7 protein-coding genes are annotated in these 12,395 nt (G+C 66.6%); 5 read left to right on the forward strand and 2 right to left on the reverse strand.

All coding sequences use genetic code 11. The annotated features are described in order from the left end of the window. Window positions 1–102 precede the first annotated feature (102 nt). From FG95_RS05815 to FG95_RS05830, 4 genes are all read left to right on the forward strand, one after another. Window positions 103–3,243, forward strand: coding sequence for a TonB-dependent receptor (locus FG95_RS05815; RefSeq protein ID WP_052182133.1), 3,141 nt, complete (start codon window positions 103–105; stop codon window positions 3,241–3,243). A 65-nt stretch (window positions 3,244–3,308) separates the two neighbouring features. Beyond that, complete coding sequence (locus tag FG95_RS05820; protein WP_037554617.1) at window positions 3,309–4,814, forward strand: tryptophan halogenase family protein; 1,506 nt, start codon at window positions 3,309–3,311, stop codon at window positions 4,812–4,814. Continuing rightward, the gene (locus FG95_RS05825) at window positions 4,811–6,277 is read left to right on the forward strand and encodes a tryptophan 7-halogenase (RefSeq protein ID WP_152567584.1); all 1,467 of its coding nucleotides are present in this window, start codon (window positions 4,811–4,813) and stop codon (window positions 6,275–6,277) included. The genes FG95_RS05820 and FG95_RS05825 overlap by 4 nt, the downstream gene beginning before the upstream one ends. After that, the gene (locus tag FG95_RS05830) at window positions 6,274–7,758 is read left to right on the forward strand and encodes a tryptophan halogenase family protein (RefSeq protein ID WP_037554620.1); all 1,485 of its coding nucleotides are present in this window, start codon (window positions 6,274–6,276) and stop codon (window positions 7,756–7,758) included. The genes FG95_RS05825 and FG95_RS05830 overlap by 4 nt, the downstream gene beginning before the upstream one ends. Window positions 7,759–7,855: 97 nt before the next feature. Here the strand turns inward: FG95_RS05830 and FG95_RS05835 are convergent, their stop codons facing one another. Together FG95_RS05835 and FG95_RS05840 are read right to left on the reverse strand one after the other, a co-directional pair. Further along, window positions 7,856–8,593: a GntR family transcriptional regulator gene (locus FG95_RS05835; RefSeq protein WP_037554622.1), complete on the reverse strand. Its 738-nt coding sequence runs from the start codon at window positions 8,591–8,593 to the stop codon at window positions 7,856–7,858. Window positions 8,594–8,692: 99 nt separating this feature from the next. Continuing rightward, the gene (locus tag FG95_RS05840) at window positions 8,693–9,676 is read right to left on the reverse strand and encodes a glycosyl hydrolase family 18 protein (RefSeq protein ID WP_161786535.1); all 984 of its coding nucleotides are present in this window, start codon (window positions 9,674–9,676) and stop codon (window positions 8,693–8,695) included. Between the two features lie 160 nt (window positions 9,677–9,836). On the opposite strand from FG95_RS05840, the gene FG95_RS05845 reads away from it, so the two are divergent. Next, window positions 9,837–12,392 (forward strand): family 20 glycosylhydrolase, encoded by a 2,556-nt coding sequence (locus FG95_RS05845; protein ID WP_037554625.1) that lies wholly within the window; start codon window positions 9,837–9,839, stop codon window positions 12,390–12,392. The last annotated feature ends 3 nt before the right edge of the window (window positions 12,393–12,395 follow it).

The following is a 12,395-nucleotide window of genomic DNA, read 5'->3' on the forward strand; positions in this document are numbered from 1 at the left end:
CATTGGATGGGGGAAATCATAATGGTTAAGGGGCCTGCCAAGACATATCGGATTCGCCAGAGCCTGCTCCAGGGGATATGCGGGGCGGCACTGGCGAGCGCGATGATCCTTCCCGCCGCGGCGCAGGAAAGCACCGTGCCGGTATCGGCGGACGAGGCAAATCCCGACGACATCGTCGTCACCGGCATCCGCGCCAACCTCGAATCGGCGCAGAACCGCAAGCGCAACGCCGACACCGTCGTCGATTCGATCACGGCGGAGGATATCGGATCCTTCCCCGACAAATCGGTCGCTGAAGCGCTGCAGCGCGTTCCCGGCATCACCGTCATCCGCTTTGCGGGCACCGACGACACGTCGCACTTTTCCGCCGAACCCTCGGGCGTCGTCATCCGCGGCCTCAATCAGGTCCGCTCCGAATTCAACGGCCGCGATACCTTCAGCGCGAACAGCTCGCGCGGTCTCAGCTGGCAGGACATCTCGCCCGAACTTCTCGGCGGCATCGATACCTATAAAAACCAGACCGCCGACCTGATCGAGGGCGGCATCGCGGGCACGGTCAATCTGCGCACGCGCGTGCCGTTCGATCAGGACGGACGCCTGATCTCGATCTCGATCAAGAACACCTATGGCGACATCGCCGAGAAATCGACGCCCGAAATCTCGGGCATCATCTCGGATCGCTGGCAGACCGGGATCGGCGAGATCGGGCTGATGCTGAGCGGCGCCTATTCGCACGCGATCACCGCGAGCCAGGGCATCCAGTTCGACCGCATGGCGATCTTCGACGGCGTGTTCGGCCCGGGGAAGCAATATATCCCCAGCGGCATCTACATGCGCGACAATGAATATGACCGCAAACGTTACGGCGTCTCGGCCGCCTTCCAGTGGCGCTCCAACGACGGCGACATGGAACTGACCGGTCAGTATCTGCGCTCGCAATATAACAACAGCTGGCGCGAACATGCGATCTATTCGAGCGCGTTCAGCATCTACGGCCAGCCCAGCGACTATCAGGTCACCGATCCGACGCTCGTGAACCCGCTCACCGGCACCGCCCCCTTCCAGTTCGACGACGACGGCAATTTCCTCAGCGGCTGGTGGTCGGCGCCGCGCCCCTATGTCGGCGAAGGCGACGCCAATCTCGGGCTGGGCGTCAACGAGGATGGCGAGGCCTTTTTCAATCGCTGCTACGGCTGGGAAGGCTGCGTCCCGCAACAGCGCGCGCCGCAGGTCGACACCGCGGCGAATGCGCTCAAGAACAAGCAGATCACACAGGATTTCGGCCTCAACTTCCGCTGGGATGTTTCGGACCGCCTGCGCGTCACGCTCGACGGCCAATATGTCGACGCCAGCGTCCAAAACTACAACGCATCGGTCACCGCGCGGACCTTCGCCGATACCTTCGTCGACCTGACGGGCAAATATCCGCGGCTCGAATTCCTGCCCAACCAGGCCGAAAACATCAATTTGTCGAGCGGCGGGCTCAACAACCCGAACAATTATTTCTACTACGCGGTCACCGATCACACCGAGGACAGCGACGGCGAGGAGGTCGCCTTCCGCGCCGACGTCGAATATGACGTCGATTCGGGCTGGCTCGACGCGATCAAGGTCGGCGCGCGCTACGCCGATCGCGATCAGACGGTGCGTTGGGGCGCGTATAACTGGGCGAATATCTCGAACACCTGGACCTTCACTCAGGCGCCCTATTTCAACATCGACAGCCCCGCCTACGCGCCGGGCACCAACGAACTGCACACTTTCGGCGGCGACTTCTTCGCCGGCAACCAGATCAATCACAACAGCTTCGCCTTCTTCAACATGGACATGTTGTCGAATCGCGAACAGCTCGCGGCCGCGCTCGGGCGCCCGTCGATCGGCGTCGGTGATTATTATCCGGTCTGTTCGGGCGAGGGTTATCGCGGTGCCGAGACGATCGAAAAGGCCTTCGGCTGCTATTTCCCGAGCGAGGTCCACCGCGTCAGCGAGCGCACGATTGCCACCTATGCGATGGCGAAGTTCGGCGGCGACAGCCTCGCGATCGGCGGGGTGCCGATCTCGGGCAACATCGGCGTCCGCCTGATCTGGACGCGCGACGATACGGTGGGGGCAACCACCTTGCCCGTTCCCTTCACGCCGACAGGGCTCCTTTGCGAGCGGGGGACCGATCCGGGCCCGCCGCCGCGCCCGACGGCATCATCGGGCTGCGTCGTCACGCAGCGGGAGATTGATTTCAGCAACGGCGCGACGGTCGCCGACACGACCAAGGTCAATCATTTCCACGCGCTGCCCAGCTTCAACATCAAGTTCGACCTGACCGACAGGCTGGTGTCGCGATTTGCCTATTCGCGGGCGATGTCGCGCCCCGATTTCGGACTGCTCCGCAATTTCCTGACGGTCAACCGGCTGACGCCGAACCTCAACGATTTTTCGGACCCGAACGTCACGCGCGACGAGGATGGCAACGCGATCGCCTATGACTGGCAATATACCGGCCAGTCGGGCAATCCGGGGCTCAAACCGATAACGGCCGACCAGTTCGACCTGACGCTCGAATATTATTTCGGCCGGTCGAGTTCGTTCACCGCCACGGGTTTCTACAAGAAGTTCTACGATTATATCCAGGCGGGCCAATTCAACCTCGAAGTGACGAACAACGGGGTGACCGAGGACGTCCGCGTCAACCGCCCGGTCAACGGCGACGGCGCGAGCATCTATGGCGCCGAATTCGCCTTCCAGACCTTCTTCGATTTCCTGCCGGCGCCGTTCGACGGCTTCGGGGTGCAGGCGAACTACACCTATGTGAAGAACGACGGGATCGAGACGGTTAATCTGACCAACGAAACCGCGGGCGGAACGGCCGGCGGCGGCCTGACCTATGAGGATAGCACGGTAAAGGCCAAGGCGCTCGAAGGCATTTCGAAGCACAGCTACAACCTCGTCGGCATGTATGAGAAGGGCCCGGTATCGGCGCGCGTCGCCTACAACTGGCGCTCCAAATATCTGGTGACCGCGATCGACTGCTGCGTCGGCTTCCCGATCTGGCAAAAGAGCACGGGCTATCTCGACGCGTCGCTTCGCCTGCGCGCGACCGCGAATATCGAGTTCGTGCTGGAGGGCACCAATCTGCTCGGCACCGACACCGTGCTGTTGCAGCAGGTCGACGGCGACGGCACGCTCAAGCCCAACGCCTGGTTCAAGAACGACCGGCGCTATCAACTCGGCGTGCGGCTCAACTTCTAAAAGGGGGAGGGGCGCCGGTCCATCGGGACTGGCGCCCGCTTTCTTCCGCGTTAAGCTAGGCCGCCATGGGGGATAGGTTCGAACTCGTTATCGTCGGCGGCGGGACCGCGGGTTGGATGTGCGCCGCGGCCTGCGCCGCCAAACTCGACCCAGCGCGCTTCCGCGTCCGCCTCGTCGAATCCGAAGAGATCGGCACCGTCGGCGTCGGCGAAGCGACGCTGCCGCAGATGAAGGATTTCAACGACTTCCTCGGCCTCGACGAGGTCGAGTTCATGCAGGCGACGCAGGCGACCTTCAAACTCGGCATCGAATTCGTGAACTGGGGGCGCGAAGGCGTCCGCTACGTCCACCCCTTCGGCACCTTCGGCCGCCCGATCGGCGAGGCCGATTTCTTCAGCTATTGGATCCGCGCGCATGTTGCCGGCACGGCCGCGCCGCTCTCCGACTATTGCTTCCCGATCGTCGCCGCGCTGCAGAACCGCTTCATGCTGCCCAGCGGCGACGCGAACGATGTGCGCAATGCCTTCGCCTACGCCTATCACCTCGATGCCTTTCTCTATGCGCGTTACCTGCGCGGCTGGGCCGAGGCGCGCGGGATCGAGCGCGTCGAAGGGCGGATCGTCGAGGTCGAGCAGCATGGCGAAAGCGGCGACATCGCCGCGGTCAAGCTCGCGTCGGGCACCCGCGTCGCGGGCGACCTGTTTGTCGATTGCTCGGGCTTCCGCTCGCTGCTCCTCGGCCAGACGCTCGGCGTCGGTCTCGAGGATTGGGCGCACTGGCTGCCGTGCGACAGCGCGCAGGCGGTGCCCTCGGCGCGTTCGGTCGACTTCACCCCCTATACGCGCTCGACGCGCCGCACGGCGGGGTGGCAATGGCGCATCCCGCTCCAGCACCGCACCGGCAACGGCTATGTCTATTCGAGCGCCGATATCTCGGACGACGAGGCGGCCGCGACCCTGCTCGCGAACCTCGACGGCGACGCGCTCGCCGACCCGCGCGTGCTGCGCTTCAGGGCGGGCAAGCGCGAACAGGCGTGGGCGCATAATTGCATCGGCATGGGCCTCGCGGGCGGTTTCCTCGAACCGCTCGAATCGACGAGCATCTACCTCGTCCAGATGGCGATCATGCACATGCTGACGCTGATGCCCGCCGAGCGCGCGATCGATCCCGCACTTCCCACCGAATTCAATCGCGTGATGGACGTCGAGTACGACCGCATCCGTGATTTCCTGATCCTCCACTATATCGCGAACGAGGCCGACGCGCCGTTGTGGGAGCGGGTGACTGTGATCGACCTCCCCGATACGCTCGCCGACAAGATCGATCGTTTCCGCCACCGCGGTCATGTTCAGGCCTATCGCGACGGCCTCTTCGGCCCGCCGAGCTGGCAGGCCGTGTTCGTCGGGCAGGGCATCGAACCGCGCGCCGCCGACCGCCTCGCCGACGCGCTGCCCGCCGCGACCGTCGAGGAACGCCTCGCGACCCTCGCCGCGACGATCGCCGACGCCGCCGCGACACTGCCCTCGCACGCCGATTTCATCGCGCGCTATTGCCCGGCGCCGGCGCCATGACGAATGCGGTGCAGCAGGTGGTCGTCCATGGCGGCGGCGTCGCGGCGGCGATGGCGGCGCTCGCGGTCGGCCGCGCTTATGCGCGGCTCGGCACCGACACCGTCTGGGTCGACACCGGCGAAGCGCCCGCGCCGCACGCCGCGCTCATCGCGCCGCCCGACCTCGCGACCTTCCACCGCCTGCTCGGCATCGACGAAGCCGCGCTGCTCCGCCATGCCGCGGCGACGATCGCCATGGGCCAGCAGTTCGCCGGCTGGTCGGGCGGCGACGACGCTTTCCTCCACGCCTATGGCGACGCGGGCAGCGCCTTCGCCTCGCTGCCCTTCGTCCAGCACTGGACGCGCGCGCGCGCCGCGGGGCTGCGCGTCGCGCTCGAGGATTTCTGCCTCGCCGCCGCCGCCGCCAAGCAGGGCCGCACCGGCGCCCCGCGCGAAGCGGCGACGCGGCAGGCGGTCAAGACGGGCTGGCATCTCGACGCCCCCGGCTATGCGAAGCTGCTGCGCGCCGCGTGCGAACAGGCCGATATTCGCATCGTCGCGGGCGCGGACGCCGTCGTGCATCGCGGCGGAGCGGGCCTCGACCGCATCGAGCTTGCCGATGGCGAGCAATTCGGCGCCGACCTGTTCATCGACACCGACGGTGCGCTGATCGCCGCGCTCGATCCCGGCGAAACCGCCGCGCGACCCGTTTTCTGCGACCGCATCATCCGCGCCTCGGCGCCCGCCTTCGATCCGCTGCCGCTCTACAGCCGCGTCGCCGCGCACCCGGCGGGGTGGCTCACGCTGATCCCGCTCGCGAACCGCACCGCGATCGAGTTCGCCTACGATAGCGCATCCTTGGCCGACGCCGACGCCCCCGCCGCGCTCGCGGCGGCCCTCGGACGCCCCGTTGACGCCGAGCCATCCGCACCGCTCGCCGCGACCGCGCGACCGCGCCCGTGGGTCGGCAACGTCGTCGCGGTCGGCCCCGCGGCGGGCGACCCGCCGCCGCTCGACGGCGCCGAACTGCTCCTCCTCCAGCTTGGCATTGCGCAGCTCGTGCTGCTTTGGCCGATCGACCGCGCACAGATGCCCGAGGCCGATATTTACAACGAGGAACTCGCGGGCACCCGCGCGCGCGTCGCCGATTTCACCGCGCAGCATTTCCGCCTCAACGCCCGCACCGGCGAGCCCTATTGGGACGCCGCGCGCGCCGCACCGATCTCAACCGAACTCGCGGCCAAGATCGACCTGTTCGCCGCGCGCGGCATGTTCGCGCACTATAATCACGAGGCGCATGTCGAGGATAGCTGGGCGCTCGTCATGGCGGGCCACGGCGTCACCCCGCGCAGTTTCGACCCGCAGGCGCTCTTGACCGAAGACCAGGCGCTGATGGCCGAATTCCAGCGCCAGCTCCGCGCCGTCGCGAGCGACGTCCATGCGATGGACAGCCACGCCGACGCACTACGGCGGATGCGCGGATGAGCGCGCGGGCGCGCCCCGTGCGGCGCATCGTCATCGTCGGCGGCGGCAGCGCAGGCTGGATGACCGCCGCCGCGTTCGGTCGCGCGCTCGCGGGGCAGCCGCACAGCATCGCCCTCGTCGAATCCGAGGCGATCGGCACCGTCGGCGTCGGCGAGGCGACCGTGCCGCCGATCCACGAATTCAACCGCTACCTGAAGATCGACCAAGCCGAATTCCTCCGCGCGACGCACGGCACGATCAAGCTCGGCATCGCATTCGAGGGGTGGGGCGGGTCGGACCACCGCTATTTCCACCCCTTCGGCTATCTCGGCGTCGAGATGTCGGGCATCCATTTCCACCATTTCTGGCTGCGCCATCTCGCCGCGGGCGGCGACCCCGATCACGGTCCCTATAATCTCGAAACGATGGCGGCGCGCGAGGGCCGCTTTGCGCCCGCAACCCGCCACGGCCCGGTGCATCATGCCGTCCAGTTCGACGCCGCCGCCTACGCGCGCTTGCTGCGAAGCTATGCCGAGGACAAGGGCGTCGTGCGGATCGAGGGCAAGGTCGCCGACGTCCGCCTCGATCCCGAAGACGGCTTCATCACCGCGCTCGCGCTCGACGACGGCCGCACGATCGATGGCGACCTTTTCATCGACTGTTCGGGCTTTCGCGGTCTCCTCATCGAGGGCGCGCTCCAGACCGGCTACACCGAATGGAGCCACTGGCTCCCCTGCGACAGCGCGATCGCGATGCCGTGCGAAGGCACGGGCGACCCCGCGCCCTTCACACGCTCGACCGTGCGCGAGGCGGGGTGGCAATGGCGCATCCCGCTCCAGCACCGCGACGGCAACGGCTATGTCTATTCGAGCGCGCATCTCGGCCATGACGAGGCCGAGGCGCTGCTCCGCTCGCGCCTGCCCGGCGCGCCGCTCGCCGACGCCAACCGGCTGCGTTTCGTTGCGGGGCACCGCAAGGCGATCTGGAACCGCAATTGCGTCGCGATCGGCCTCGCGGGGGGCTTTCTCGAACCGCTCGAATCGACCTCGATCCACCTCATCCAGACGACGATCATCCGCCTGCTGTCGCTGCTGCCGCGCGACGCGATCGATCCGAATGTCATCCGCCGCTTCAACCGCGACGCGCTTCACGAATATGCGGTGATCCGCGATTTCGTGATCGCCCATTATGCGCTCGCGAACCGCGACGACACGCCCTTCTGGCGCGACGTCGCCGCGGCGGGTCTGCCCGACAGCCTCGCCGAGCGGATCGAGGCGTTCCGCGCCACGGGCAATATCCTGTTCGAACCCGGCGATCTGTTCGGCCCGACGAACTGGTATGCAGTGCTGACGGGGCAGGGGATGCGGCCGCAAAGCTGGCACCCGATCGCCGATGGCCTCTCGGATGAGGAACTCGCCACGCGTCTCGCGACATTGCGCGGCCGCGTCGCCGAACAACTCGCCGAACTGCCGCCGCATGTGGAATTTCTGCGACGGCTCTAATTCCTAACCCTCGTCATCCCGGCGAAGGCCGGGATCTCGCCGGTGCATTATGACGCGAGGTCGAGATCCCGGCCTTCGCCGGGATGACGATAAGGGCTCAGCCGTTCAGTTCCGCGACCACATCATAGGCATCGCCGCGATAGAAGCTCTGCGTGAACTCCGCGGTGCGCCCGTCGGCCAGGAAACCGCGTCGTTCGATGAACAGCCCCGGCGTGCCGGGCTCGATCTCGAGCATTTCGGCCTGCTCGGTCGTCGCCGCGATCGCGCGCAGCCGCTGGAGCGCGCGCACGGGCAAATGCCCCGCCGCCTCCAGCGCCTCATAGAGCGAAGCGCCCACCGCCTCGACCGACGGCAGGCAATATGCAGGGATCGTCGCGATCTCGAGCGCCATCGACGTGTCGTCGGCATAGCGGATGCGGTGAAAACGATAGACGAGCGACCCCGGCGACAGCCCGAGCGACAGCGCCTCTTCGGGGGTCACCGCGCCCGCGGTCTTGCTTACCCATCTGCTGTGTGGCTTGCGCCCGCGCGAGATCATATCCTCCGAAAAAGAGGTGAGTTTCGAAAAGCTCTTCTCGACGCGCGGCCGCGTGACGAACGTGCCGGCGCCGCGCCGCCGCGTGACGAGGCCGTCGCCGACCAGCCCGTCGATCGCCTTGCGCACCGTGATGCGCGACACGTCGAATTCCTCGGCCAGGTCGCGCTCGGTCGGGATCGCCTCTTCGGCCTTCACGACCTGCCCCTCGATCGCGTCGCGCAGGATTTTCTGGAGCTGCAGGTAAAGCGGTGTCGGATCGTCCTTCTGGAGCGGACCCACGCGTTCGATCAGTGACAAGGACGATGCTCCACTTGGTTGCCCGGCGCTTCGGTCGATAAGACCAGCGCCCGCTCCCCATGTGTTGCATTGGTATCCTCGCGTCAACCTTGTTGCGAATTATTCGCGCGTCAGACCGCGTTCGATCGCCTTGGTCAACGCGTGATCTGGGCTGTCCTGCGACAACTCCCACGCCATCACGCCGCCCGCCTTTTCGACGGCAAGTCGCGCTTTCTTCTCGATCGTCGCCGAGCTGTTGAGGGTGATATAGCGACAGCCCGCGCACCGATCTCCGATCACATCGGTTTTGGTCGCATTTATGCCATGTGCGTCGGCAATCTCGCGATAGGACCAATTCGCCTTCTCGCCGCCGAGGCCATAACCGTAAAAGGGCACGCCGAGGACGAGTCGCTCGCGCGCCACCCCGCGCGCCAGCCACAGGTCGAGATCGCGCGCCGCCATCGCATAGCTGCTGTGCTCGGCGCCCGCTTCGCCCCAGCTCGGCCCGATCGCGTCATAGGACATGACGTTGACGAGGTCGAAATAGGGGATCGAGCTCACCGGGATCATCCCGCCTTCATAGGAAGCGGTGGCGCAGGTCAGCAGCTTGCCGCGCGCCCTCGTCGCGTCGGACAGCGCCGCGATGAAGGGCGTATAGTCGCCCGCGCGGTCGATTTCGGTGAGCAGCGTCCCCTCGATGTCGATATCGACCCCGTCGAGCGCGAGGGTATCGGCAAGATCGACCAGCGCCGCGACCGTCGCCGCGCGCCGTTCGGGCGCGAGCAGCGCCTTCCAGTCGCCCGAACAGCCGGGGATCACGCCGCCGGCGGTCGAGATCAGCACCTTCGCCACGCTCGCCTGCAATCGCGCGATCGTGCCGCGCAGCGCCTCGACCGACAGGTTCGCGCCGATCTCGTCGCCCATGCACGTCATCCTTCCGTCATGGACAAAGCGTCCCCCGGCATCGGGATTGGCAAAGGACAGGTTGAAATGAGTGAAGGCTGCAAGGTCGGTGCGGGCGATCGACAGCTCGAGTCCCTTGAACGCCGCGAGATAGCCGACCACAACGGGCCGTCGCTCTTCCGCTCGGGCCGGCAGCGACAATACTAATATAAAACCAATCAGGATCGACGCGATGAGACGAAAAGCGCGAATATTCGTCATATTATCCATTTCCCCCATAATTCTGCCCGATCCGAAAGACGTTGACCCGCTCGCGACTACATGACAAATTAGATACAAATTGTCGAGCGGGAGAAAATGGATGCGGGCTGCGGGGTGGATCATGATGGCGATGATGGCGCTCGCCCCGCCGCAGGCGCTGGCGGCCGAGACGGGATCGCAAGCGTCGCTCGACCGCCTCGCCGACACGCTCGGCTACCGCCTCACCATGGTCGACAACGGCCCGGCGTGCCCGGCGGGGATTGAAGGCTGCTTCCTCACGACGATCACGCTGACCGTGCCCGAAAAACTGTCCGCCGACGTGCCCAAGGGGCTCGCGCTCTATTTCAGCTTCGTCAACCGGCTGCCGCTCGTCGAAAGCGACATCTTCGCGCACCGGCTGATCAACGGCGACCTCCAGCAACTGACGCTGAAGCCGGGCGCGGCGCTGCGCCCCGGCGCGAAGCATGAGATCAAGCTGTGGGGCGTCGGCTCCAATTTCTCGAAGGCGTTCGGCATGCCCAACGCCTATCTCGTCGCCGACGGGCTGAAACCGCGCACGATCGCCGCGACGCGCCCCGTGATCGACCCCGAAACCGGGCTCGAAACCTTGCCCTTCGTCGCGCCGATGACCGACGAGGCCAAGCTTGCGACCAAGAGCGAGGCCGACAAGACGCGCTGGCTCACCGCCGAGCGCGCCTTCGACCTGCAGGCCGGCCGGCTCGCACCCGAAGCCAAGGGCGTCGTGATCCTGCCGAAACCCGCAAAGGCGGTGCAGGGCAAGGGCCAGCCGGTCGATCTCGGCCGCGGCGTTGCGCTGACATTGAGCGGTGTCGAGCGTAGCGCGCTCGCGCCCGCGCTCGCGGCGCTCGGCGCTGCCGAAGGCGCGTTGCCGCTGACGATCCGCATCGATCGCGCCGCTGCGGAGGAGCCCGAATCCTATATTCTCGACGCCAAGGCGTCGGGCATCGCGATCACCGCGCACGACGCCGCGGGCGCGAGCCATGCCTTGCGCTCGCTCGCGCAGCAGGCGGCATTCGAAAAGGGCAAGCTCACGCCGCTGCACGTCGAGGACGCCCCCGAATATGGCTTCCGCGGCCTCCACATCGACCTCGGGCGCAATTTCCACAGCCGCGAGGAGATATTGAAGCTCGTCGAGGCGATGGCGACCTACAAGCTCAACAAGCTCCACCTCCATCTCGCCGACGACGAGGGCTGGCGCATCGAAATCCCGGCGCTCCCCGAGCTCGCCGAAATCGGCTCGAAGCGCTGCCATGACCCGTCCGAGACGGTGTGTCTCCTGCCGCAACTCGGCGCCGGGCCCGACGGCACCGGCGGCGTCAACGGCTATCTGACGGTCGCCGACTATGTCGCGATCGTCGAGGCCGCGGCGGCGCGTCAGATCGAGGTGATCCCGTCGATCGACATGCCCGGCCACAGCCGCGCTGCGATCAAGGCGATGGAGGTGCGCCACGCGCGCCTGACCGCCGCGGGCAAACAGGCCGAGGCAGAGCAATATCGCCTGATCGACCCTGCCGACACGACCGAATATCGCAGCATCCAGAATTATAACGACAATACGCTCAACGTCTGCATTCCCGCGACCTATCGCTTCGTCGATACCATCGTCGATGCGCTCGCCGCGATGCACAGCCAAGCGGGGGTGCCGCTCCAAACCTTCCACCTCGGCGCCGACGAGACCGCGGGCGCGTGGGTCAAGTCGCCCGCGTGCCAGGCGATGATTGCCGAAAATGGCGGTGACGCGGGCAAGCTCACCCCGCGCTTCATCGAGCGCGTGACCGCCAGCCTCGCCGCGAAGGGCCTGCGCACAGGCGGCTGGAGCGACGGCATGGGGCACACCGAGACCGCCGCAATGCCGAAAGCGCCGCATCTGGTGCAGACGAACATATGGGGCGTACTCCACACCGGCGCGATCCGCGAGGCGCACGACCAGATGAACCGCGGCTGGGACGCGGTGCTGTCGATCCCCGACCTCGGCTATTTCGACATGCCCTATGCGCCGCATCCCGAAGAGGGCGGCTACGACTGGGCCTCGCGCGGGGTCGATCCCTGGCAGGTCTTCGGCTTCATGCCCGACAATCTGCCCGCCAACGCCGCGACGATCCGCAACATCCATGCCGAGGGCAAGCCGATCGAGGACAAGCCGGTCCTCGAGTCCGGGCACCGGGTTGCCGGGCTGCAGGCGCAGCTGTGGAGCGAGACGATCCGCACCGACGCGCAGGTCGATTATATGCTCTTCCCGCGCCTGCTCGCGCTCGCCGAGCGCGCTTGGGCGCCCGCCCCGTGGACCCCGCCCTATCGGGCGGGCGTCAGCTACGAATGGGGCGACAAACGCGTCGACGCCGCGAAGCTCAAGGCGGGCTGGCAGGATTTCGCCGGTCGCGTCGCCGCGCAATGGCCGATGCTCGAAAAGATCGGCGTCGCCTATCGCATCGCGCCGCCGGGCGCGCGGATCGCGAACGGCAAGCTCGAGGCGAACAGCATGTTCCCCGGCACGGCGATCGAATATCGGGTCGAGGGCGGCGCGTGGACGCTCTATGCCGGGCCCGTTGCGGTCGGCGGCGCGGCCGAACTGCGCAGCCGCTCCGCCGACGGCAAGCGCGCGAGCCGGACGATGCGGGTCGAACCGGCCCGCTGAGGG

Origin of the sequence: Sphingopyxis sp. LC363 (assembly GCF_000756385.1) — a bacterium.
Lineage (GTDB): Bacteria > Pseudomonadota > Alphaproteobacteria > Sphingomonadales > Sphingomonadaceae > Sphingopyxis.